The sequence below is a fragment of the Photobacterium kasasachensis genome, from assembly GCF_050336885.1.
In the GTDB taxonomy this organism is placed as follows: domain Bacteria; phylum Pseudomonadota; class Gammaproteobacteria; order Enterobacterales; family Vibrionaceae; genus Photobacterium; species Photobacterium kasasachensis.
On sequence record NZ_JAKJSH010000040.1, the window covers coordinates 1 to 23,478 of the forward strand.

At 51.5% G+C, this 23,478-nt stretch carries 21 protein-coding genes and 2 tRNA genes; 10 read left to right on the forward strand and 13 right to left on the reverse strand.

Annotated elements, in window-relative coordinates:
- Positions 1-108: 108 nt before the first annotated feature.
- Positions 109-185 (reverse strand) — tRNA-Pro (locus L4D19_RS29450).
- 358 nt (positions 186-543) lie between these two features.
- Between L4D19_RS29450 and L4D19_RS29455 the strand changes: the two genes are divergently transcribed.
- Together L4D19_RS29455 and smrA are read left to right on the forward strand one after the other, a co-directional pair.
- Entirely contained in the window at positions 544-684 is a 141-nt protein-coding gene (locus L4D19_RS29455) for a DUF3149 domain-containing protein (RefSeq protein WP_428455342.1), read from the forward strand.
- Between the two features lie 123 nt (positions 685-807).
- A complete protein-coding gene (gene smrA, locus L4D19_RS29460; RefSeq protein ID WP_428455357.1) occupies positions 808-1,389 on the forward strand; it encodes a DNA endonuclease SmrA in 582 nt (193 codons plus the stop codon).
- Positions 1,390-1,455: 66 nt separating this feature from the next.
- Here smrA and L4D19_RS29465 read toward each other — a convergent pair whose 3' ends face one another.
- The 5 genes from L4D19_RS29465 to L4D19_RS29485 all read right to left on the reverse strand — a co-directional run bounded on the left by L4D19_RS29465 (position 1,456) and on the right by L4D19_RS29485 (position 7,089).
- Entirely contained in the window at positions 1,456-2,070 is a 615-nt protein-coding gene (locus L4D19_RS29465; RefSeq protein WP_428455343.1) for a LysE family translocator, read from the reverse strand.
- Between the two features lie 81 nt (positions 2,071-2,151).
- The gene (locus L4D19_RS29470) at positions 2,152-3,072 is read right to left on the reverse strand and encodes a LysR family transcriptional regulator (RefSeq protein WP_428455344.1); all 921 of its coding nucleotides are present in this window, start codon (positions 3,070-3,072) and stop codon (positions 2,152-2,154) included.
- A 22-nt stretch (positions 3,073-3,094) separates the two neighbouring features.
- Positions 3,095-3,580 (reverse strand): Cys-tRNA(Pro) deacylase, encoded by a 486-nt coding sequence (ybaK, locus tag L4D19_RS29475; RefSeq protein ID WP_428455345.1) that lies wholly within the window; start codon positions 3,578-3,580, stop codon positions 3,095-3,097.
- Between the two features lie 125 nt (positions 3,581-3,705).
- A complete protein-coding gene (gene ushA / locus L4D19_RS29480; RefSeq protein WP_428455346.1) occupies positions 3,706-5,379 on the reverse strand; it encodes a bifunctional UDP-sugar hydrolase/5'-nucleotidase UshA in 1,674 nt (557 codons plus the stop codon).
- A 348-nt stretch (positions 5,380-5,727) separates the two neighbouring features.
- A complete protein-coding gene (locus L4D19_RS29485) occupies positions 5,728-7,089 on the reverse strand; it encodes a Na+/H+ antiporter NhaC family protein (protein WP_428455347.1) in 1,362 nt (453 codons plus the stop codon).
- Between the two features lie 225 nt (positions 7,090-7,314).
- On the opposite strand from L4D19_RS29485, the gene L4D19_RS29490 reads away from it, so the two are divergent.
- On the forward strand, positions 7,315-9,198 hold the full coding sequence (locus tag L4D19_RS29490; protein WP_428455348.1) for a methyl-accepting chemotaxis protein: 1,884 nt from the start codon (positions 7,315-7,317) through the stop codon (positions 9,196-9,198).
- A 241-nt stretch (positions 9,199-9,439) separates the two neighbouring features.
- Complete coding sequence (locus tag L4D19_RS29495; RefSeq protein WP_428455349.1) at positions 9,440-11,323, forward strand: methyl-accepting chemotaxis protein; 1,884 nt, start codon at positions 9,440-9,442, stop codon at positions 11,321-11,323.
- A 72-nt stretch (positions 11,324-11,395) separates the two neighbouring features.
- On the opposite strand, the gene L4D19_RS29500 is transcribed toward L4D19_RS29495, so the two are convergent.
- From L4D19_RS29500 to hemA, 7 genes are all read right to left on the reverse strand, one after another.
- Positions 11,396-12,652: an aromatic amino acid transport family protein gene (locus L4D19_RS29500; RefSeq protein ID WP_428455350.1), complete on the reverse strand. Its 1,257-nt coding sequence runs from the start codon at positions 12,650-12,652 to the stop codon at positions 11,396-11,398.
- A gap of 290 nt (positions 12,653-12,942) precedes the next feature.
- The gene (gene kdsA / locus L4D19_RS29505; protein ID WP_175577505.1) at positions 12,943-13,797 is read right to left on the reverse strand and encodes a 3-deoxy-8-phosphooctulonate synthase; all 855 of its coding nucleotides are present in this window, start codon (positions 13,795-13,797) and stop codon (positions 12,943-12,945) included.
- A gap of 89 nt (positions 13,798-13,886) precedes the next feature.
- Complete coding sequence (locus tag L4D19_RS29510) at positions 13,887-14,696, reverse strand: SirB1 family protein (protein WP_428455351.1); 810 nt, start codon at positions 14,694-14,696, stop codon at positions 13,887-13,889.
- 2 nt (positions 14,697-14,698) lie between these two features.
- Positions 14,699-15,079, reverse strand: a complete 381-nt coding sequence (locus L4D19_RS29515) for a SirB2 family protein (RefSeq protein ID WP_428455352.1) — start codon at positions 15,077-15,079, stop codon at positions 14,699-14,701.
- Positions 15,080-15,094: 15 nt separating this feature from the next.
- A complete protein-coding gene (prmC, locus tag L4D19_RS29520; protein WP_428455353.1) occupies positions 15,095-15,943 on the reverse strand; it encodes a peptide chain release factor N(5)-glutamine methyltransferase in 849 nt (282 codons plus the stop codon).
- Complete coding sequence (gene prfA / locus L4D19_RS29525) at positions 15,943-17,031, reverse strand: peptide chain release factor 1 (RefSeq protein WP_428455354.1); 1,089 nt, start codon at positions 17,029-17,031, stop codon at positions 15,943-15,945. The genes prmC and prfA overlap by 1 nt, the downstream gene beginning before the upstream one ends.
- Positions 17,032-17,086: 55 nt before the next feature.
- Positions 17,087-18,349 carry a glutamyl-tRNA reductase gene (hemA, locus tag L4D19_RS29530; protein ID WP_160653079.1) on the reverse strand — a complete coding sequence of 421 codons (1,263 nt, stop codon included), beginning with the start codon at positions 18,347-18,349 and terminating at the stop codon, positions 17,087-17,089.
- A gap of 276 nt (positions 18,350-18,625) precedes the next feature.
- Here hemA and lolB point away from each other — a divergent pair, with 276 nt between their 5' ends.
- The 6 genes from lolB (at position 18,626) to L4D19_RS29560 (ending at position 23,387) form a co-directional block, all read left to right on the forward strand.
- The gene (lolB, locus tag L4D19_RS29535; RefSeq protein WP_428455355.1) at positions 18,626-19,219 is read left to right on the forward strand and encodes a lipoprotein insertase outer membrane protein LolB; all 594 of its coding nucleotides are present in this window, start codon (positions 18,626-18,628) and stop codon (positions 19,217-19,219) included.
- 13 nt (positions 19,220-19,232) lie between these two features.
- On the forward strand, positions 19,233-20,096 hold the full coding sequence (gene ispE, locus L4D19_RS29540; RefSeq protein WP_428455356.1) for a 4-(cytidine 5'-diphospho)-2-C-methyl-D-erythritol kinase: 864 nt from the start codon (positions 19,233-19,235) through the stop codon (positions 20,094-20,096).
- Between the two features lie 32 nt (positions 20,097-20,128).
- Positions 20,129-21,076: a ribose-phosphate diphosphokinase gene (locus L4D19_RS29545; protein WP_160653071.1), complete on the forward strand. Its 948-nt coding sequence runs from the start codon at positions 20,129-20,131 to the stop codon at positions 21,074-21,076.
- Positions 21,077-21,223: 147 nt separating this feature from the next.
- Complete coding sequence (gene pth, locus L4D19_RS29550; protein WP_075763233.1) at positions 21,224-21,814, forward strand: aminoacyl-tRNA hydrolase; 591 nt, start codon at positions 21,224-21,226, stop codon at positions 21,812-21,814.
- A gap of 102 nt (positions 21,815-21,916) precedes the next feature.
- Positions 21,917-23,008: a redox-regulated ATPase YchF gene (ychF, locus tag L4D19_RS29555; protein WP_075763234.1), complete on the forward strand. Its 1,092-nt coding sequence runs from the start codon at positions 21,917-21,919 to the stop codon at positions 23,006-23,008.
- 302 nt (positions 23,009-23,310) lie between these two features.
- Positions 23,311-23,387 (forward strand) — tRNA-Met (locus tag L4D19_RS29560).
- Positions 23,388-23,478 lie beyond the last annotated feature (91 nt).

Sequence of the window (23,478 nt, forward strand, 5' to 3'; positions counted from 1 at the left end):
CCTAACCTAAAATCAGGATGCTCTTCCAAGGTGCGCTATTCACCGACTGTATATATTTRACATCGTATCCGATGATATCTGCCCGGATATACCCGACAGATTGAAGAGTGGTCGGTGAAGAGGGATTCGAACCCCCGACCCTCTGGTCCCAAACCAGATGCGCTACCAAGCTGCGCTATTCACCGACTAWATTGGCTTTTGGTGTACCCCGCCGAGGGTCGCCCTCTGGTCCGCTATTCCTARAATCAGGATGCCCTACCAGACTGCGCTATTCACCGACAATCATCAGCAGTATCATTGCTGAGGCCGCTTATAATACTCGCAAGTTAAATTTACGCAAGTATTACGCCGGATTTTTTTCCGTTCTCAATTCGTTTGCTCATCTAAGCATCAAAACCAAGGAAAAACTAACAGTTAAGTGATCTCAGACTCATCTTTAGAACAGTTATTAAACAATGCGCCTACCATTGATCCAGATCATCATAACATTTTTGTTGCATTAGGTATCGTGTAGCCACTATCCCACGACTTAAAGGACTTAACATGGATTTTTGGCTAGATCTCCTATTTGGCAATGCCGTTGGACTGTCTTCAATGATCGTGATCTTCGGAGCCTTGGGATTAATGTTATTTTTCGGTGGTTACTTTGTCTACAAAGCACTATCGACACCTTCTCCTCACTAGAGCCAATTAGCAAACTAATTTGCTTGCACCAGGGTCAAAGTGTCGGTCTTGACCCTGGATTTCTTTTTGTGCCGGAGTGAAATGGTTATAATCAGTTTAACCATAGTCAAACTCCGTACCACCATGTCAGATTCCGATGAACTCGATCTCTTTCGTGAGATGATGGCCGATGTCTCGCCAATCAAACAAGACCAAATAGAAACTGTTCATAAACATCAGGTTACTGATGCGCATATCGCTCGCCGACTTGCAGCTCAAACCCTGTCGGACAGCGATCCCGAATATCTGTCGCTCGATTACGCCAAAATGCTCAAGCCAGATGATATGGTTGAATTTAAACGTGATGGCGTTCAGGAAGGGGTCTTTCGCAAGCTCCGCCTGGGTAAATACGATCTCCAGGCCCGGTTGGATTTACATCGCAAGACACTCAAACAAGCCCGTGATGAAATCCTGCACTTTCTCAAGCAGTGCCAGCGCATGGATATCCGCACGGTGATCATCGTCCATGGTAAAGGTGAACGCTCAAATCCCCCAGCTCTCATGAAAAGCTATGTCGCTACCTGGCTGGAGCAAATTTCTGATGTTATGTGCTTTCATTCTGCCCTACGACAACATGGCGGGAACGGAGCCTTGTACGTCATGCTCAAGAAAAGCCCGGAACGCAAGCTAGAAAACCGTGAACGACACCAAAAGCGGCAGAACTAGCCGCTAGGCCATTCACTCCAACGACAAAGAGGAGCCATTGGCTCCTCTTGCTACGACAAAATCCAGTTACGCCATTACAACGACCCGCACAGCTAGCAAAATCAACACCACGCCTGACAACCGGTCAATCAACTGAGCCTTCGAACGCAGCTTGTCCAGCACCTTGGGATTGGAGAGTACAAACGCTATCAGGGTATACCAGAGTCCATCCACCAACAGTGGTGTGGCAACAATCACGGCCCGACTGGTTACCTCGGTGCCGACGGCAACAAACTGGCTAAACAAAGCCAGAAAGAACAAGGCAAGTTTAGGGTTGAGCAGTGAAATCATCAATCCGTCACGGGCTGCCGTTTTAAGATCAGCCTGTTTGCCTGCCGCCAGCTTTGCGGCAACCCCGCCTTTGGAGCGCAGGGCATTCACCCCCAAATACGCAAGGTATGCAGCACCAGCGTATGTGATCACCGTAAATAGCGTGGGTGACTGTTTGAGTACCACAGCCAGGCCCAGCAGGGTCAGCAATGCATAGACACCCACTCCCAGCGCATGCGACCAGGACGTTACCACGCCATGCAACCGTCCTCCGGCCAGGCTATGCTTAGCGACCACGGCCAAACTCGGCCCTGGCGACATCGCCCCGAGCATACAAATCATTAATAACGAAAGCCAAATACTGAATGTCATCTTTTACTCCTTAAGCTGACATTCAAGGTAACAGCCAAGAGCTATTATCTGAAATCAAAAGAAATCATCACCGCTATGATTTTAAGTCATACTGATAGAATACATCGAACTGCGCATCACACCTAACACCTGCTCTCTTAACCAGCTGTGAGCAGGATCGCTATCAAATCTCGGGTGCCACAGCAGCCAGTATCTATGCTCGGGAGCGGGAATCGGCAGCGACACATAGGTGATCGGGAACAGGCGCTTCATGTTAATGGCAATATGCTCGGGGATCACCATCAGCATGTCAGTGCGGCAAATCGTATGAAAAGCAGAACCGAAAAACGGAACAGAAAACTGAATATTCCGGGTAAGCCCCTGCTCGGCAAGATTGTGATCGACAAAGCTGTCCTTGTCTCCCCCGCCAGACACCCTTAGGTGGTTATATTGTACAAACTCATCGACAGTCAGTGAGGCTTTTGCTGCCAGCGGGTGATCACTGCGCATGACACATACCGGATAGTCCGCGCCGATAGATCGGCCGCACAGTCCTGACGGGATCTCGGGCAACATCGTAGAGACCAACTGAATATCCAGCTCAGCCAGCCGGGCGAACAGCTCCGGCGACCATAGTTGATAGACAAGGCAAAGCTTTGGGGCCCGTAGCTCAAGTTGCTCCACAATATCAGGCAAAATATATTGAGCCACATAATCTGATGACGACAGTACGACTTTTCCCTGCCACTGCGCCGGATCAAAGTCATCGCTGGCAAACAGCGACTGGCACTCGGTCAGTACCCCATCCAGCTTTTGCTTAAGCTGCTCGGCCTTGGGGGTCGGCAGCAAGCGATTTCCGTCTCTCACCAGCAAGGGGTCATTAAATAACTCCCGCAGTTGGTTGAGCTGGCGACTCACTGCCGACTGAGTAATATAGAGCCGTTCAGCCGTGCGGCTGACATGGCACTCATCGAGCAAGACCTGAAGAGTACGAAGCAAGTTGAGGTTCGTGTGCTTATCCATAACAAAGCCTGACTACAGTAGACTAGCCGTTGGTGGTTTTGGCTATCGGCGCAAAACTGCCCCGGGTCAGAGACAGCAGATCAGCCGGTGACAGCTCAATCTCCAAGCCACGTCGCCCGGCACTCACACAGATAGTGTCGAACTGCTCGGCCGATTGATCAAGAAAAGTCGGCAGGCGCTTTTTTTGCCCCAGCGGACTAATGCCTCCGACAATATAACCAGTCGTCTTCTCGGCTATTTGAGGATCGGCCATATCTGCCTTTTTGCCACCTGCGGCCTTGGCTGCCGCTTTCAAATCCAGCATACCGGCAACCGGTACAATCGCGACCGCCAGCTTCTTCGGATCACCATTCAGCGAAAATAACAGCGTCTTGAACACCCGGTTAGGATCCTGACCGAGCACCTCTGCTGCCTCCAGGCCAAAGTTCGTGTTGGCCGGATCATGATCATACTGGTGAACGGTGTAATTGATTTTTTGTTTTTTCGCGAGGTTGATTGCTGGCGTCATCGTTTTCCCTGGACGGTTAACACATAGGGGATCAATATATCCAACCTATCTACAATAAAAAAGCCCCGGTACACGACCGGGGCTTAGCGTCATAACATATCTCTAAGATATGTTAGCAAGAGGGATTACTTGTAAACCATCTCACCTTTAGGCGCGTACTTGTTCACATCAATCGGGCTGTTAGCCTGCAGGTACTCTTTCAGTACTTCCGCATCAACAAAACCAGTGTTTACATGGCCTGGGTGGCCAGTTACTTTCGGATAACCGTCACCACCAGCAGCATTGAAGCTTGGGATAGTGAAACGGTAAGTCTCAGTCAGGCTCAGAGGTTTGCCGCCAATCTTAACATTGCTCACTGCACCGTTCTGAACAGTCATAGAGATACCGTAAAACTGTGCGTAGGCACCTGAGTCAACAGGCTTAGTCGCAACGACATTCAGGTAGTCCATGATTTCTTTACCGCTCATGTCGGTATAGGTCACGATGTTGCCAAATGGCTGTACAGTCAGAACGTCTTTATAAGTGATATCGCCAGCTGCGATAGAATCACGTACGCCACCAGAGTTCATGACCGCAAAGTCGGCTTTCGCGCGCTGCATGTGAGAAGCGGCAATCAGGCGGCCCAGGTTAGTCTGCTTGAAGCGAACAACGTTACGATCACCTTCCAACTTGCCGTTTGACTCAGAAATCTTAATGTTCAGCTGAGCCTGACCGCGCTCCTGGTAAGGCTGAAGGAATGTTTTCACTTCCTCGTTCTGGGCAATCTCGTCTTCAATGAACACGCGCTTCTTGCTGCCGTCTGCCAGCTTCACTTTCTTCTTCAGATTCACAGGGATCAGATCATAGCTGACCATCTGTAGCTCGCCGTTTTTGAATTCGAAATCAGCACGGCCAACGTATTTGCCCCACTCGTGTGCCTGAACAATCCAGGTACCGTTCTGCTGATCCGGCTGACACTCATCACCCGGATTGAAGTTCTTGTTGTACATGTTCGGACCTTCCATGCAGACAGGCTCTTGCGAGTGGCCGCCTACAATCATGTCCAGATCACCTTCCTCAAGGTAACGAGCCAGCGCAACATCACCCGGCGCGTTCACACCGCGGTTGCCGTTTTCGTAGTGACCCATGTGAGTCGCTGCGATGATAACATCTGGGTTTTCAGTCTCTTCCAGCTCAGCAATCAGCTTTTTCGCCTCAGCTTTAGGGTCACGGAAATCAACGTCGCCAATGTACTCTGGGTTACCAATCTTGGCGGTATCTTCCGTTGTCAGACCGATAACAGCAATCTTAATGCCTTGCTGCTCGAAGATCTGATACGGCTGGAACAGGCGCTCGCCCGTTTCTTTATCGTAGATATTCGCCGACAGCATCGGGAACTCTGCCCACTCTTCCTGCTTGCGCAGTACTTCCAGCGGGTTATCAAACTCATGGTTACCCAATGCCATTGCATCGTAACCCAGCATATTCATGCCTTTGAAATCCGGCTCTGCGTCCTGTAGATCAGACTCAGGAACACCGGTATTGATATCACCACCAGATAGAAGCAACGTTGTACCACCCTGAGCCGCCACTTCGGTACGGATCTGGTCAAGCAGTGTCTTACGAGCAGCCATGCCGTATTCACCGTATTTGTTCTGCCAGAAGCGACCATGGTGGTCATTGGTGTGAAGAATTGTCAGTTTATACGTTTCGTCAGACTGCCAAGACGGAGCCGTACTGTCGGCCTGGCTTGCGCAGCCAGACAATGTAGCCAGTACCGCAGCAGTTAATGCTGTTTTGGCAAATAAGCGTTGCTTCATGGGGATCCCCTTAACCAATAATATTATTATGATGCCAAGCGATGCGGGAGCTGTCCTTTCGCGACAATGTCAAAAGGCTCTATTTACTCTTTCGCTTGGCATTACCACTCGCTACCACTCATCCTTGGGAAGGTATAAGTAGCTGTTTATATTGTTCCAATAAGCGCAAGTTTAAATTAAACAATGATCAGTTTTCTGTTGTTTTCATAAATCTGTTGACTAGATCACCATACAGGTAACAAATTTTCACTAACACCTGATTACGCGCAAAAAAATGCCTCGCAGTTGCGAGGCATTTGATACACTTTTGGGCTTTTTTACAATTCAGTCAATTATATAAGTCGCCAATCAGGCACTGGCCAGCTGGCGTGCAGGATGTTTGACAAATACGGCGACGATAGCGGCAATCGCCAGGAAGAAGCAGTAGTACGAATGGCTGACCACCTCTAACGGCGATAAGCCGAACACCGAGCCGAGCAATAGCGCCTGTGCGCCATATGGCAGCACGCCCTGGATCACACAAGAGAAGATATCCAGTAAACTAGCCGAGCGACGCGGTGTCACACCATTTTCAACGGCCAGCTCTTTGGCCACGCCGCCAGACACAATAATGGCAACGGTGTTGTTGGCCGTGCAACAGTTAGTCAGGCTGACCAAACCGGCAATACCCAACTCGCTGGCCCGCAGGTTCTGCCCCTGCGTGTGCGCTTTGCTAAATACGCGGATAATACGGCTGATAAGCTGGGTCAGATAGGCCAGGCCACCCTGTTGACGCATTAATTCACTGATGCCGCCAATGAGCATTGAAAGCAGGAAAATTTCCTGCATATTACCAAAACCGGCATAAATATCCTGGCCGTAAGATGACAGGCTATACTCAGGCGTAGCAAACAACCCGACACCACCCGCCAACAGAATACCAATACTCAAGACCACAAAGACATTCATCCCCGAAACGGCCAGTACTAAGATAGTGATATAAGGCAGTACCTTCAGCCACTCAACCTCGGTTGCTGCCGGTACTTCTGTTGCCGTACTGCTGAACATGAATAGCACAACGGCAATGATGGCAGCCGGAAGTGCAATACGGATATTCTCACGGAACTTGTCTTTCATCTGACAGCCCTGCGAGCGGGTTGAAGCAATCGTGGTATCCGAAATAATCGACAGGTTATCACCGAACATCGCACCGCTCAGTACCACACCAGCCGTTAACGCCACATCCATACCGGCGGCCTGGGCAATGCCCAGAGCAACTGGCGCAACAGCCGCAATGGTGCCCATCGAGGTCCCCATCGCTGTCGCGATGAATGCTGATATTACAAAGATCCCAGGCAGGATCATGCTGGCAGGCAACATCGACAAACCCAGGTTAACCGTCGCGTCAACGCCACCGGTCGCTTTGGCGACCGAGGCAAACGCACCGGCCAGCAAATAGATCATACACATCGCGATAATATCGCTATGACCAACACCGCGCAGGAATTGCTCAATCGCCTTGTTGAGCTTCTCTTTGCTCAGCAGCAAGGCCACGATAACCGCAGGCAGGGCCGCAACCGGTGCAGGCAACTGGTAAAAGGCAAATTCTACCCCCTGCATGGTCAGGTAGCTTCCGACCCCAATAAACAGTGCAAGAAAGACCCCTAGCGGCAGCAACGCCAGTGCCGATGGCGTATTAATAGAATTATGTGATTGTGTTGTGTTCGACATGATGACTACAGGACATCTATTTTAGAATTTGCCCTAGACTAGAGTGTCACTCTGGATGTGTCAACATCTAGACGTCTAAACATCCAGATATAATCATAACCTCACTACTATCACTCTCCGTTTATATATGCAAAAAATTTGTATGCAATCACAATAATTTGGATGGCGTTTTCATCCCATAAATATATCATATACAGTCTAGCGTACTATAAATAGACAGCCTCAATGAATCTAACACTAAAACATAAATTACTTGGATGTGTTTTCTCCGCCATCATACTTATTGCCGGGGGCCTGATATGGCTTGCCTCCAATGAACTCTTCTCCCAAAGCCGGAGCGGTATCTATGCCCGCGCCACCAGCCTGACCAATATCGCCACGGACGCGGTCGGCTACTGGCTGGAGGAACATAAAATTATCATCAGTTCAGCCGCCCAACTCTCCAGCCTGGAGCAACTTCCCACTGTCATGGAGCAAGCCCAAAAGAATGGTCAGTTCAACGACGTCTTCTTTGCTGATCTAAAGGGAAACCTGTTCATCGCGGGCAACCATACTACTCCGTTAGAAAACTTCGATGCTCGCACCCGCAACTGGTACCAGCAGGCCATGAACACATCATCGGTCAGTACATCAGCGCCCTACAAAGGCACAGCAAATGGCAAGCCGATGCTGACCTTCTCCGCCCCGATCAGGCTCAATGGTCAAACGGTCGGTGTGATTGGTGCCGATATTACCCTGGATTACTTACAGAAAACGATCACCGGCTATGATGTCGGAAAGAACTCCAATGCCATGCTGCTCACTCGCCAGGGCGATATTCTGGCATACTACAAAAGTCAGCTCGCACTCCAACCGCTCGCCGATCTCGCTCCCGAACTGACTGTCAGCCAAATACACGCCGCCATGGCCGAGAAAAGCATCCAGATTTTTGAACAGAACAATCAGCAAAAACTGATCTACTTCGGCGGGATTGATAACAGTGACTGGATTTTTGCTGTTGAAATGGATCGAGCCACAGAAGAAGCCAGCCATAACCAATTGCTAAAAAGCTTGATTGCCACAGGCGTTGTCGGCACATTGATTGCCCTGCTGGCCGTATCCATGCTCGTCAATTACCTGTTCCGTGATTTAGGCAAAGTTTCCGTCGCTTTGGCCGACATCGCCAACGGGGAAGGCGATTTAACCCAACGTCTGCAGCCTCACAGCAATGATGAGATAGGCCAGTTGGCCAATAACTTCAACCGCTTCCTGGATAACATGCACGGCATGATCAGCCGCCTGAGTCATATGTCAGGTTCACTGGCCGAACAAGCTCATGATACGGCCAACCATGCCCAGCAACGCAGCCAGCGAATCCAGCAACAGCAGGATGAAATCAATATGGTCGCGACAGCCATTACCGAAATGGCCACAGCCACCCAGGAAATTGCCAACAACGCCGAAAACACCGCCCAGACATCAGAAAAAACAGTCTCCCATGCCCAACTTGGTGCTGGAGAAGTGGACAAGAGCCAGCACTCAATCAGTAACTTGGCCCATGAAGTTGATAATGCTACCGAGGTGATCAAGGCGCTTGATCATCATGCCCAGAATATTAATAGCATTCTTTCCACCATTCAGGACATTGCCGAGCAGACCAACTTACTGGCCCTGAATGCAGCAATAGAGGCAGCCCGCGCCGGAGAGCAGGGCCGGGGCTTTGCCGTTGTCGCCGACGAGGTACGGATCCTCAGCCAGCGCACCCATTCATCGACTCAGGAAATCCAGCAAACTATCGAGACGCTGCAGCAGACCACAAGCGAAGCAGTCTCCATCATGGGTGACAGCAAACTGCTGGCCGAAACCAGTGTCACCGATGCAGCCTCAGCCAGCACCAGCCTCGGCCATATTACCCAGTCGGTCAACCAGATCAGTGATATGGCGACCCAAATCGCCTCGGCAGCCGAAGAGCAATCACTGGTAACATCAGAAATCACCCGCAATACCGAAGCTGTCAGAGAAGTCTCCGATCAGCTCGCCCAGGAAGCCAACGAAGCGAGCGAGCAAGCTCTTCAGCTTTCGGAGCTATCGGCAAGTTTGCGCAAGGAAATCACCCGCTTTAAGCTCTAGCCCATAATCATATAACCGCACAACTCACGACTATATGATAGAAAAAATGCCGTCATTGCCCCAAGCAATAGCGGCATTTTTTTGACGTGCATATCATATTAACGTCAATAAAAAAACACCATTACTCAACAAGTTACACATAACATGACGCAAGTCACTTTTCCGTGCATATTGATTAAAATATCTATAAAATTCGGGCCAACCAATCCCCCCTACTATTTGCCTTTAAAACTGAATAAAAATGAAATTATCATTGAAACAAAAACTAATAGGAGCCAGCTTGTCTGCAGTGGTTGTTATGGCAACCGCCCTGACGTGGCTAGCTGCCGATCGGCTTTTTGAGCAAACCCGCAGTGGCATCTACTCGCGGGCCGAAAGCCTTTCTAAAACCGCCACCGAAGGCATCTCAGACTGGATCTCTATCCGTAGTGACATTGCCAAAGCGTTCAATGACTACAGCACCGAGAGCAATGTTGTTCCATTTTTGCAGCAGGCCCGAAAAGCCGGCGGCTTTGATGATATTTTCCTAGGTACGCCAGCAGGTGGCATGTATCGCTCACACCCGGAACGTAACCGTGCCGACTATAATCCGCGCACCCGTCCTTGGTATCGTGATGCCCAAAATGCCGGCACCCAGATCATTACGACGGCCTACCAGGATGCCATTACCAACGCGCTGCTGGTGACCATTGCCGAGCCGGTAATGAAAAACGGCACTATGGTGGGGGTCGTCGGGGCCGACGTATTGATCGACCAGCTGATCAAGGATGTGATCAACCTGGATGTCGGCCAGAATGCTTACGCCATGCTGCTTAACAAACAGGACAATACCTTCCTGGCCCACCCTGATGAATCGCTGCTGCTTCAGCCAATCAACCGCTACAGCGACGAGCTGAATATGGGCCGCATCGAGTCGGCAATTCAGTCAAACCGCATCGAAGTCGTCACGATCAACGGCGAGGAAAAGCTGCTGCATTTTGCCAATGTACCCGGCACCAGCTGGATCCTCGGCCTTGAGATGGACCGTACAACAGAAGAAGCCAGCCATACCAGCCTGCTGCGCCAGCTCATTATCACCTCAATCATTATCACCCTGATTGTCGTCAGTGCTGTTGCCTGGCTAGTCGGCTTCCTGTTCCGCGATTTAGGCCGTGTTTCCCAGGCCCTGGCCGAGATTGCAACCGGCGAAGGCGATCTGACCCAACGCCTTGACCCGCGCAGCGACGATGAAGTAGGCCAGCTGGCACACAACTTCAACCGCTTTGTCGGCAACATGCACGGTATGGTCTCGCGTCTGCAGGAAGTATCCAGCTCGCTGACCCAGCAAGCCCACATTACCGCTTCGCAGGCCGAAGAGCGCAGCACCCGTATTCAGCACCAGCAAGACGAAATCAACATGGTGGCAACGGCTATCAACGAGATGGCTGCCGCGACTCAGGAAATTGCCGGTAATGCAGATAACACTGCCCGCACCTCGAGCGAAACGGTCGAAGTCTCGGAGCACGGTTCGGTACAGGTCGGCCAGAGCCAACAGTCGATCACCGGCCTTGCCGGTGAAGTTGACACCGCAACCGATGTGATTGGCGAACTGAACACCCATGCCCAGAGCATCAACACCATCTTGTCAACGATTCAGGGTATTGCCGAGCAGACGAACCTGCTGGCACTGAATGCTGCCATCGAGGCCGCACGTGCCGGTGAACAGGGCCGCGGATTTGCCGTGGTTGCCGACGAGGTACGTGTACTGAGCCAGCGTACTCACGCCTCAACGCAGGAAATCCAGCAAATGATCGAAACCCTGCAGCAGACGACAGGTCGCGCAGTCGGTATCATGGAAGACAGCCGTCGTCTGGCCGAGACCAGTGTTGATGACGCCAATGCCGCCTCTGCCAGCCTGTCCCAGATCAACAGCGCCGTCACCAACATCAGTGATATGGCAACCCAGATTGCTTCTGCGGCTGAAGAACAATCATCGGTAACGTCCGAAATTACCCGTAATACCGAAGGGATCCGCGACGTATCCAACGAGCTGGCAGTAGAAGCCGACGAGGCCGCCAAGCAGGCAGCTGAGCTTTCTCACCTGTCGCACGAACTGCAGCAGGAAATCAACCGCTTCAAGCTGTAACAGCAAGAACAGATAAAACAAAAAAGGCTTGCCACAACGGCAAGCCTTTTTGTTTGTCATTCTTTGTACTGACTAGAACAGGCTAAACACAATCGCCGAGACGGCCAGCAGCCCCACCAGCAAAATAAAGTAGGTACTGAACCTGCCGCGATAACACTTCAGGCTCTCCACCTTGTACACAGCCAGCATCGGCATGATAAACAGGATCATCGCAATCACCGGGCCGGACAAGGCTTCCATCATGCCAAGAATGCTCGGGTTCATCACCGCAGCAAACCAGATTGCCAGGAACATAAATACGATCCCTAGCTTGTCCAGTTTTGCCGGTGCCAGACTGAACTGTTTCTGCAGCATGCCATTCAGGCTTTCCCGTGCCCCCATGAAATGGCCAAGAAACGACGAAGAGATGGCAATAAAGGCGATCAGTGGTCCCAAGGCAACAATGAACGGACTATTGTGAACATTGGCCAGATAAGACAGTACCGAGACATTTTGCGCCTTGGCTTCCAGCAGCTGCGCCGGGCTCAGGCTCAAGACACAGGAAAAGACAAAGAACAAAACGAACGAGATCAGCATCACCGAGGTGCGCTTGAGGATCTGTTCGGCCTTTTGACCCGCCTCTCGACCATAGTGGCGACGCTGGGCATTGGCAAAACTGGAAATAGCAGCCGCGTGGCTAAAGGCGAAAACCGTCACCGGTACCGCAAGCCACAGCGTAACAGAAAAGCTTCCCCACTCAGGCAAAGTGGAGAGATCCGGCATCTGCCAGTTCGGGATCAGGTAGAATGACAAGCCCGCCAGGATAGCTGCCAGCGGATAGACAATCACCTCAAACGCTCTCAGCATCACTTTTTCGCCCGCCATCATAATAGCGATCATGCCGAATACCAATACACCCGACAGGATCACCCGTGACGGTGCCTCCATGCCCAGTTGGTTAACGATAAAGCTATCAACCGTATTGGTCAGACCCACGCCATAAATCAGCAGGATCGGAAAAATAGAGAGAAAATACAGCAGAGAAATAAGGCGTCCGGCACTGGCTCCGAAATGCTCTTCCACCACATCGGTAAAGTCAGCATCAGGCTTGGACGACGACAAAACGAAGCGGGCCAAACCGCGATGGGCAAGGAACGTCATCGGCCCCGCCATCAGTGCCATAATGACTAATGACCAAAAACCACCCACGCCGATATTGATCGGCAAGAACAAAATACCTGCCCCCACAGCGGTACCAAACAAGCTCAGCATCCAGCTGGTATCGTGTTTGCTCCAGCGAGAATCCGACTCCTCAGAATGACTCAGAGGTATATCTTGAGATAATGACACGTAACACCCTACTTCCACGAAATTTTACTCGGCAGTGAGTATACAGATGCAGAATAAAAGTCTCACAAAGCAAACGGCAAACTTCCCGCTCTGATAGCGGCTTAAGGGCAGGGATATTCGCTATCACTATCAAAATGAATAATCGATATCACCATAAGTTGGAGATATATCAGATGGATTCACTAAATTTTTACAAGTTATATTTTTTTTATCTACGCAATAATCGTACAAAAAAACAACGGCCCAGCAGGAAAACCTGCCGGGCCGCATATTATTCGAGCCAGTTTTGGTTATTTGATCTCGATAGGTTCAAAGCCCTTGATCAGATCATCAAGCTGCTTGATTTGCGCCAGGAACGGCTCTAGCTTGTCCAGCGGGAAGGCTGACGGGCCATCGCAACGCGCCTGATCCGGGGTCGGGTGAGCTTCCATAAACAGACCACCGATCCCTGTCGCGATACCAGAACGCGCCAGATCAACCGTCTGCTCACGACGACCGCCGGAGGCAGCACCTTGAGGGTCACGGCACTGCAGGGCATGGGTCACGTCAAAGATGATCGGGCTGCCTTTTGACGCCTTTTTCATCACATCAAAGCCCAGCATATCAACCACCAGGTTATCGTAGCCGTGCAGTACGCCGCGCTCGCAAAGAATAATATTTTCGTTGCCGCACTCGGCAAATTTCTCGACAATATTCCCCACCTGGCCCGGGCTCATGAACTGGGGCTTTTTCACATTGATAACAGCACCGGTTTTTGCCATCGCCTCAACCAGATCGGTCTGGCGGGCAAGGAAAGCAGGTAACTGGATCACATCGACAACATCAGCAACAGGCTGAGCCTGATACTGCTCGTGGATATCGGTAATGATCTTCACGCCGAAGGTATCTTTCAGCTCCTGGAAGATCTTCAGGCCTTCTTCCATGCCAGGACCACGGTAAGAGTGAACGGAAGAGCGGTTTGCTTTGTCAAAAGACGCCTTAAATACATAAGGAATACCGAGTTTGTCGGTCACTTCCACGTATTTCTCACAGATCTGCATAGCCATATCGCGAGATTCAAGTACGTTCATGCCACCAAACAAGACAAACGGCTTGTCATTGGCAACATCGATATCACCAACTCGAACAACTTTCTGTTCCATCATATTCTCTCTTTCATTCAGAATGTTGAAGTAAACGCCACACTATACCCCGACGCTTACCTCCGAATTTTTGCCGCTCTACCCTGCCAACCTTAATGCAGCGTAAGAGGCTCTTCATTGAGTGCCTGCACCTGAAGCTTCAACAACTCAGCGGCCGGGTCTTCCGGACATTGCTCGATAAAATACTCATAGTCCATTGCCGCCACATGGCTGCACTCCAGCTGCTGGTAAATATAGCCGCGATCGCGAATTTCATGCGGATCGCCCGGGCTGAACTCCAGTGCCATGTCACTGCAGCGAAGCGCATCAGCGAAGTGCTCTTCCCGAAGCAGGGCACTTTTCATGACAGTCAGCCAGCGGGTCAGAATATCGGCATTTTCAGCCTCGTCCAGGTGCTCCTGACGCAGCTCGGTAAACGGACCGCGGTGACCTTTCAGCCAGGCGCCCATCGTCCGCTTGCTCAGGTACTCACCGTCAAACGGGTTGATGTACTGCTGCTCACCGTCATACCAGTCAACTTTGAGGATAAACTGGGTGGGAAAGCCCACACTGCTAACCGGTAAGTCAAGATGTTGGGCAAGGTAGAGGAAAATAGCCCCCAGGCTGACCGGGATGCCCTTTTTGCGTTCCAGTACCTTGTCGAGAAAAACATTTTCCGAAGAAAAGTACTGCTGCTGATCACCACAGAATCCCCACTCGCGGTAAAACAGCCGGATTAACCCTTCCAGTCGCAAGTGCGGGTTTGGCTCATCCATCAGGGCATGCTCCGCTTCCTGAGCCAGCTTATTAAGCTGCAGTCGAACCCAGCCGGTCGGAAATGCAGGATCAATTGCCGCAGTCATTTCCAGGGCACCTTCAACCAGCGCCATCTGCTCTAATTCTTCATCAGTAAAACGTAACATGATTACCCCAGGAATGATGTCTTAGTCGTTGCAATGTTTGCAGCTGCCACCACCCAACCCAGCGCTCCCAGAAACGCAAAGGTCTTAAAGACTTTGTTCTTGCCGTATTTCAGAGTGAAGAAGCCCAGTGCGATGTAGGCCAGAACACAGCTCAGCTTCTGGGTCATCCAGTTACCCTCTTCGGTAAACGGAATAAAGCCGGTAATGAAAATCAGCACGACACCGGTAAGCAGCAGGAAGGTATCAACGACATGCGGCGTGATCTTGAGGAACTTTTTCTCGAGCAACGAGGAGTTTGCCATCAGCAGGCAATAACGAACAACAAATAGCAAAACGCTCAAGGCAATTGCCAGCATGTGGAGGTGTTTAAACGCAGCGTACATATAGTTTTCTCTCTTCTATCCTTGCCAACAGCCCATGGTTACCCGATCGAGGCCGGCATAATCCTGTGCTGTTGATACCTGGTTATATCCCAGTTCCAATAAAATTGCCCTAACCGCCTCACCCTGCTCAAAGCCGTGCTCCATCAGCAGCCATCCGCCGGTTTGCAGGTATTGGCGGCCCTGCTCGCTGATAATGCGAATATCAGCTAGGCCGTTTTCCTCTGCAACCAGCGCACTCTTTGGCTCGAAGCGCACATCGCCCTGCTCGAGATGAGGGTCGGTTTTATCTATGTAGGGAGGGTTACTGACCACGACGGCAAAGCGATCGTGAGATGTCAGCGGGCTGTACCAGCTTCCAGACAAGAAGCGGGTATTGGTTATCTTCAAGTTTTGGCTGTTTTCCAGCGCCAACTGGGCCGCTTCCGGGCGCAGGTCGATACCGGTGACACTCAGCTCAGGCCGCTCCGAGGCGATGGCCAGGGCTATCGCGCCGGTTCCTGTTCCCAGATCCAGCACCGAGCAAGGTTCTGCCGGCACTTTCTCCAATGCTAGCTCAACCAGCCGTTCCGTATCAGGACGCGGGATCAGAGTATGGGGTGCCACTTTCAGCGGCAACGACCAAAATTCGCGCTCGCCGATAATATAGGCGACCGGCTCGCCCGCCAGACGGCGGCGCAACACAATGTCGAAAGCCGCTTGCTGCTCACTGTCTAGCACTTTTTCCGGCCAGGTCAGCAAGTAGCTGCGCGGCTTGTCCAGCACAAAGCAAAGCAGTACGGCAGCATCCAGCTGCGGGCTGTCTGAGCCCGCGTCAACAAGCTGCTGCACTGTCTGCTTCAGCAGCGCTTCGATGCTCAGTGGCATTAGCTTTGATCAGCCATGGCAGCCAGTTGATCTGCCTGGTGTTCCTGCAGTACCGGCTGGATCAGGGTATCCATATCCCCTTCCATCACCTCGTTCAGGCGGTAGATAGTCAGGTTGATACGGTGGTCAGATACACGGCCCTGCGGGTAGTTGTAGGTACGGATACGGTCCGAGCGATCGCCCGAGCCCAACAGGTTACGTCGGGTGCTTGCCTCTGCTTCATGGCGTCGCTCTTCTTCAGCTTTAATAATACGCGCCGCCAGCACTGACATTGCCTTTGCCTTATTCTTATGCTGTGAACGCTCATCCTGACACTCCACCACGATACCGGTTGGCAGGTGGGTAATACGGATAGCTGAATCAGTGGTGTTAACGTGCTGACCACCTGCGCCCGAGGCACGGAAGGTGTCAATTTTCAAATCGCCAGTATTGATTTCAGGGATCTCAGCTTCCGGGATTTCAGGAAGCACCGCAACCGTACACGCCGAAGTATGAACACGGCCCTGAGATTCCGTTGCCGGTACACGCTGAACACGGTGACCGCCAGATTCAAATTTCAGCACACCATACACACCCTCGCCGTTCACTTTGGCGATCATTTCTTTGTAACCGCCGTGCTCGGCGTCATTGGCGCTCATCACTTCGATACGCCAACCGCGACTTTCTGCATACTTGCTGTACATACGGAACAGGTCACCGGCAAAGATACCGGCCTCGTCACCACCGGCACCGGCACGGATTTCGATAAAGCAGTTGCGCTCATCATTCGGATCTTTCGGGATCAGCAGCACCTGAAGCTCATCTTCAAGACGAGTAATTTCGGCTTTCGCCTCTTTTACTTCTTCCTGCGCCATTTCGCGCATTTCCGGATCATCTTCTTTCGTCATTTCTTCAGCAGTTTCAAGATCCTCTTTCGCCTGCTGATAAGCCTGGAAACACTTGGTCACTTCTTCCAGCTGAGAATATTCACGGGAAAGCGCACGGAATTTATCCTGATCGCCGATCACGTCAGGATCGCCAAGCAGGTGCTGGACTTCTTCGTAACGCTCAACCAGCGTTTCTAATTTCACTAAAATTGAAGATTTCATAATCGACTTAACTATTGTGTTCCGGTCATGGCAGAGCACGGAGCCCTGCCTCATATTAATTTTTGAACGACTCCAACCCCAGCGTCTCGCGGATCACCGCTAATTTTTCCGGCTCGCCGTTATGCGCAGCCTGCTGCATTGCCCGGGTTGGTGCATGGATCAGTTTGTTGGTCAGTTTATTGCTTAGTTCCGCCAGTACTTTTTCTGGCTCACTGCCATTGGCTATAGCCTGCAGGCTTCGGCTCAGCAGCTCGGCCTTGATATCCTCGGCGTGACAGCGATACTGTCGAATACTGTCAACCGCCTCCAGCGAACGCAGCCAGCTCATAAAGGCTGCACTTTCCTCGCTGACGATAGCTTCGGCCTGGATCGCGGCAACCTTGCGTTGCTCGCGGTTCTTCTCGACGATACTGTGCAAATCATCGACCGTATACAGGTAGGCGTCGTTCAACTCACCGACTTCCTGCTCGATATCGCGCGGCACGGCAATATCCACCAGCAGCATCGGCTGATGACGACGCGCCTTAATGGCTTTCTCGACCATGCCCTTACCGACAATCGGCAGCGGGCTGGCCGTCGAGCTGATCACGATATCGGCGCGCGGCAAATATTCGGGAATGTCCGGTAGGCTGATCACCTCGGCACCGAACTCCCTGGCCAGGTTATCAGCCCGTTCTTTGGTTCGGTTAGCCACAATCAGCTTGTTACAGCCCTGCTCGACAAGGTGGCGCGATACCAGTTCAATCGTCTCGCCTGCGCCAATCAATAATACCGTGGCCTCAGACAGCGACTCAAAAATTTGCTTGGCCAGAGTACAGGCCGCAAAGGCCACCGATACGGCATTTCCACCAATATCGGTTTCGGTACGCACCCGCTTTGCTACCGTAAAGGACTTGTGGAACAACTTCTCCAGCATACCATGTACGGCTTCATAATCGCGGGCGTCAGAGTATGACTGCTTGACCTGCCCCAGAATTTGAGGCTCGCCGAGCACCAATGAGTCCAGACCGCAGGCGACCCGCATAAGGTGCCTCACAGCAGCCTGCTCTTCGTGAAAATACAGGCTCGGCATCAATTCTTCGGCTGTGAGCTGGTGAAACTTGGTCAACCAATCAATCAGGATTCCCGGCCCGGCCTGGGTCACGTCACAATAGAGCTCGGTGCGGTTACAAGTCGAGACGATAACGCCGCTTGTGACCTCCGGGTGTGCTTCTAACTGCTGCAATGCCTTGGTCAGCTTGTCCGGGGAAAACGCAACACGCTCGCGTAAGTCCACAGATGCCGTTTTATGATTTATTCCTAATGCAAGCAATGTCATGGAGACGGTGTACCAACTTCGCCGGTGAAAAAGATCCAGGGCGGGATTTTACTTGATGCCCCAACGTAATTAAAGAAAACTAACGCAATCAATCTGGCATTCCTGAGCAATTGTTGAAATTTAAATACCATTTATGGCCCAGATGCCTTAAGCAATTCCTTGTTGCAATTGGTATTATGGTCCAATTCTCGCTATTGTTTGCCTAAACCCATAAGTTAATTACAAACTATGCCATCGATTTCATTTGTTCGATTGTATTTACACTCGAAACGGTACTTGCTTGCCGCCCTTTTGCCTCTTTCCCTACTATCCGGCTGTGCCAGCCAGGCACCAGTTTCCCCTCTAGTGGACTGGGAAACCCACCAGGCGTCGCTCCAGCAACTTAACCATTATGAGGCCAAAGGCCGGTTGGGCTATAAAGGTAAGCAACGTTTTGGTGCCAACCTGCTGTGGCGTACCGTCCCGCAGGCCGATCACCTGCTGCTGACCAACTTCCTCGGCAAAACCCTGCTCAAGCTCGACGCCACGCCAGTCAGTGCCACCTTGATTTCCCACGATGGCCAGACCTATCAGGGAACCAATGCCTCGCGCTTGATCCAGGAGCTGACAGATATAAACCTTCCCGTCGAGCAAATGCGTGACTGGCTGATAGGCCTGCCAACAGCTGCCGATACCTACCAGCTCAACAGCGAAAACCGGGTGGCCTACCTGGCGAAACAAATAGACCAGCAACTTTGGCAACTCGACTACAACGAATATGACAACTCGGTGACCCCGGCCCTGCCCAGTCGAATGATTCTGTCGCAAGGGGACGTCCGTATTACCCTCATCATCAATGAGTGGGAAATCTCCGAAAGCCAACAGCCATGAACACGAGTACACTATGATTACCCGTACCACTCGCTGGCCCGCGCCAGCCAAGCTAAACCTGTTCCTCTACATCACCGGTCGCCGCCCTGATGGTTACCATGAGCTGCAAACCCTGTTTCAGTTTCTGGATCACAGTGACACCCTGACGATTACCGCGAACGACTCCGGTGATATCTCCCTTTCGCCGGCCATCGAGGGCGTCGCAACCGAAGACAACCTGATCTATCGCGCCGCCGATGCCCTGCGACAGGCGGCTGGCATCGGGGCCGGGGCAGAGATCCATATCGATAAAATCCTGCCGATGGGCGGTGGCCTGGGTGGCGGGTCGTCCGATGCGGCCACCACCTTGGTTGCCCTGAACTACCTGTGGCAAGCCGGGCTCAGCGAGGATGAACTGGCCGGGATTGGTCTGAAGCTCGGTGCAGACGTGCCAGTTTTTGTCCGCGGAATGAGTGCATTTGCCGAGGGCATAGGGGAAAAACTTCAACCGGCAGAGCCGCAGGAAAAGTGGTATTTGGTTGCCAAACCGGATGTCAGCATTGCAACTGTTGATATTTTCACCCATCCGGAACTAACCCGTGATAGCAAAAAAATGACGCTGGATGCCTTGATGGCGGGGATTTACGAAAACGATTGCGAAAAAATCGTCAGAAGACTGCACCCCGAGGTTGATAAGGCGCTTTCGTGGCTGTTAGAATACGCGCCGTCAAGACTGACTGGCACTGGCGCTTGTGTGTTTGCTGAATTTAGCACTCAACAAGAGGCCAATGCAACACTGAATAAATTACCTGACTGGCTCCAAGGATTCGTCGCAAAAGGTGTCAACACATCTCCCCTTTTGACAGCCTTGAACGCACATTCTACGGATTGTCAGTAACTACAACTTGGACGCAACCTGAGGTTTCCACCGTGCCTGATATGAAGCTGTTTGCTGGTAACGCTACACCAGAACTAGCCCAACGCATTGCTGATCGTCTTTACATCTCTTTAGGAGACGCAACAGTTAACCGTTTTTCCGACGGTGAAGTCTGTGTTCAGATTAATGAAAACGTTCGTGGTAGCGACGTTTTTATCATTCAATCTACTTGTGCGCCAACCAATGACAACCTGATGGAACTGGTTGTTATGATCGATGCCCTACGCCGCGCTTCTGCAGGTCGTATTACAGCTGTAATCCCTTACTTCGGTTATGCTCGCCAAGACCGCCGCGTTCGTTCTTCCCGTGTGCCAATTACTGCCAAAGTAGTTGCTGATTTCCTTTCTAACGTAGGCGTTGACCGCGTTCTGACTGTTGATCTTCACGCTGAGCAAATTCAGGGCTTCTTTGATGTTCCAGTTGATAACGTATTCGGCAGCCCTGTTCTGCTAGAAGACATCCTGGCGAAGAAACTGGAAGATCCAGTGGTTGTTTCTCCGGACATCGGTGGTGTTGTACGTGCCCGTGCGATTGCCAAGCTGCTTGATGACACTGACATTGCGATCATCGACAAGCGTCGTCCACGTGCCAACGTTTCTCAGGTTATGCACCTTATCGGCGAAGTTGAAGGCCGTGACTGCGTCATCGTTGATGACATGATCGATACTGGCGGTACGCTGTGTAAAGCAGCCGAAGCGCTGAAAGATCGTGGTGCCAAGCGCGTATTTGCCTACGCAACGCACCCGGTATTCTCTGGCAATGCGCCTCAGAACATCCGTGAATCAGTGATCGACGAAGTTATCGTTACTGACTCTATCCCACTGTCTCAGGCAATGGTTGATACAGGCCGCGTATCGGTACTGACGCTTTCTGGCATGCTGGCTGAAGCGATTCGCCGCATCAGCAACGAAGAGTCAATCTCCGCGATGTTCGAGCACTAATCGTTCCCTATACCGAATAGTTCGGCATAGCGATAAAATCCAAACGCCCCGCGCCATGCGGGGCGTTTTTCGTCCGGACATATCAATCTTGCTCGGTTTGGTATAACATAGCGCGCGTTTTAAGCCCCTAAGACTTGAGAGACTAGCGTGAGTAACAATATTCGTCTATTAGTCGGCCTGGCTAACCCTGGTGCCGAGTATGCTAAAACCCGCCACAACGCGGGTGCATGGGTCGTAGAAGAACTGGCCCGAGTCCATAACATTAGCCTACGAGAAGAGTCGAAATACTTTGGCCAGACCGGCCGGATCCAGGCCAACGGCCATGATCTACGCTTGTTGATCCCTTCCACGTTCATGAACCTCTCCGGTAAGTCCGTGGCAGCACTGGCTAATTTCTATCAAATCAAGCCGGAAGAGATCTTAGTTGCTCATGATGAGCTGGACCTGCCACCGGGGGTGGCCAAGTTCAAAAAAGGCGGCGGCCACGGCGGACATAACGGCCTGCGTGACATCATCAGCAAAATGGGCAATAACAAAGATTTCTATCGCCTGCGTGTCGGTATCGGCCACCCTGGCGACAAAAATAAAGTGTCCGGCTTTGTACTGGGCAAAGCGCCGGCCAAAGAGCAAGGCAACATTGATGCAGCCGTTGACGAAGCCGTCCGCTGCATGGATGTCTTGCTAAAAGACGGCCTGAATAAAGCGCAAAACCGACTACATTCATTCAAAGCCGAATAACTGTAGTTGTTCTAACTTGTTCCTGCTTTGCGCATTGTGTTGTCGAGACACTGCAATACGCAGGGCTGTTTCACCGAATAATCACCAAAAGGGTTTCCAACCATGGGTTTTAAATGTGGAATCGTCGGCCTGCCAAACGTAGGTAAGTCAACACTATTCAACGCCTTAACGAAAGCGGGTATCGAAGCGGCAAACTTCCCGTTCTGTACTATCGAACCAAACACCGGCGTTGTACCTGTGCCTGATCTTCGTCTGGATGCTCTGGCGAACATTGTTAATCCTGAGCGCGTACTGCCTACCACAATGGAATTCGTCGATATTGCAGGTCTGGTTGCCGGTGCGTCCAAAGGTGAAGGCCTGGGTAACAAGTTCCTGGCGAACATCCGCGAGACCGATGCGATCGGCCACGTCGTACGCTGCTTCGAAAACGACAACATTGTTCACGTTGCCGGCCAAATCAACCCGCTGGACGACATCGAGGTGATCAACCTTGAGCTGGCACTGTCCGATTTGGATACCTGTGAGCGTGCTATCCAGCGCCAGGCTAAACGTGCCAAAGGCGGCGACAAAGACGCAAAATTTGAAATCGCAGTACTGGAAAAACTGCTGCCGACCCTTACAGAAGGCGGCATGGTTCGCTCTGTCGAGCTGGCCAAAGAAGAAACTGCAGCAATTAGCTACCTGAACTTCCTGACCCTGAAACCAACGATGTACATTGCCAATGTGAGCGAAGACGGTTTCGAGGACAACGAGTTCCTGGACATGGTGCGTGAGCACGCAAGCAAAGAAAACGCCGTTGTAGTACCTGTTTGTGCTGCTATCGAGTCTGAAATTGCCGAGCTTGACGATGCTGATCGCGAAGAGTTCCTGGCAGACATGGGTATCGAAGAACCAGGTCTGAACCGCGTGATCCGCTCTGGCTACGAGCTACTGACACTGCAAACCTACTTCACCGCCGGTGTGAAAGAGGTCCGTGCCTGGACGATCCCTGTGGGTGCAACCGCGCCACAGGCTGCAGGTAAGATCCACACCGACTTCGAAAAAGGCTTTATCCGTGCCGAAGTTGTCGGCTACGACCACTTCATCGAGTTCAACGGCGAAAGCGGAGCAAAAGAAGCAGGTAAGTGGCGCCTGGAAGGTAAAGATTACATCGTAAAAGATGGTGACGTGGTTCACTTCCGCTTCAACGTCTAATATCGGCGCGAATAACGCGCAACAATGATAGCAAGATGAAATAAGCCAGCACTATTGCTGGCTTATTTTTTATCTCCCTGACAATTTTGGAAAATTCTGACAACCCTTTCAGCCAAGCGGCAAGGGGCTAATAATCGGCATCCCAGTGTGGCATTCGCCCATTTCGTCCAAATAACCATCGAACACACGGGTTTTCGGAAGATATTAAAAAAAACTGTTGACGCTTTTACCTGGTATGAGCATAATGCGCCCCGTTCCCGAGACAGCGCCCAGTAATTGAGGGCTGTTAAAGGATACAAAATGGCTACGTAGCTCAGTTGGTTAGAGCACATCACTCATAATGATGGGGTCACAGGTTCGAATCCCGTCGTAGCCACCATCCTCCCTCTACCGGGATGATGTAAAACTCATGATGCGGAAGTGGCGGAATTGGTAGACGCACCAGATTTAGGTTCTGGCGCCGCAAGGTG

What these genes read in the sequence shown, in the direction of transcription:
- L4D19_RS29455 (WP_428455342.1), top strand. Translation starts at nt 544, where the DNA reads ATGGATTTTTGGCTAGATCTCCTATTTGGCAATGCCGTTGGACTGTCT.
- smrA (WP_428455357.1), top strand. Translation starts at nt 808, where the DNA reads ATGTCAGATTCCGATGAACTCGATCTCTTTCGTGAGATGATGGCCGAT.
- L4D19_RS29465 (WP_428455343.1), bottom strand. Translation starts at nt 2,070, where the DNA reads ATGACATTCAGTATTTGGCTTTCGTTATTAATGATTTGTATGCTCGGG.
- L4D19_RS29470 (WP_428455344.1), bottom strand. Translation starts at nt 3,072, where the DNA reads ATGGATAAGCACACGAACCTCAACTTGCTTCGTACTCTTCAGGTCTTG.
- ybaK (WP_428455345.1), bottom strand. Translation starts at nt 3,580, where the DNA reads ATGACGCCAGCAATCAACCTCGCGAAAAAACAAAAAATCAATTACACC.
- ushA (WP_428455346.1), bottom strand. Translation starts at nt 5,379, where the DNA reads ATGAAGCAACGCTTATTTGCCAAAACAGCATTAACTGCTGCGGTACTG.
- L4D19_RS29485 (WP_428455347.1), bottom strand. Translation starts at nt 7,089, where the DNA reads ATGTCGAACACAACACAATCACATAATTCTATTAATACGCCATCGGCA.
- L4D19_RS29490 (WP_428455348.1), top strand. Translation starts at nt 7,315, where the DNA reads ATGAATCTAACACTAAAACATAAATTACTTGGATGTGTTTTCTCCGCC.
- L4D19_RS29495 (WP_428455349.1), top strand. Translation starts at nt 9,440, where the DNA reads ATGAAATTATCATTGAAACAAAAACTAATAGGAGCCAGCTTGTCTGCA.
- kdsA (WP_175577505.1), bottom strand. Translation starts at nt 13,797, where the DNA reads ATGATGGAACAGAAAGTTGTTCGAGTTGGTGATATCGATGTTGCCAAT.
- L4D19_RS29510 (WP_428455351.1), bottom strand. Translation starts at nt 14,696, where the DNA reads ATGTTACGTTTTACTGATGAAGAATTAGAGCAGATGGCGCTGGTTGAA.
- L4D19_RS29515 (WP_428455352.1), bottom strand. Translation starts at nt 15,079, where the DNA reads ATGTACGCTGCGTTTAAACACCTCCACATGCTGGCAATTGCCTTGAGC.
- prmC (WP_428455353.1), bottom strand. Translation starts at nt 15,943, where the DNA reads ATGCCACTGAGCATCGAAGCGCTGCTGAAGCAGACAGTGCAGCAGCTT.
- prfA (WP_428455354.1), bottom strand. Translation starts at nt 17,031, where the DNA reads ATGAAATCTTCAATTTTAGTGAAATTAGAAACGCTGGTTGAGCGTTAC.
- hemA (WP_160653079.1), bottom strand. Translation starts at nt 18,349, where the DNA reads ATGACATTGCTTGCATTAGGAATAAATCATAAAACGGCATCTGTGGAC.
- ispE (WP_428455356.1), top strand. Translation starts at nt 19,233, where the DNA reads ATGATTACCCGTACCACTCGCTGGCCCGCGCCAGCCAAGCTAAACCTG.
- ychF (WP_075763234.1), top strand. Translation starts at nt 21,917, where the DNA reads ATGGGTTTTAAATGTGGAATCGTCGGCCTGCCAAACGTAGGTAAGTCA.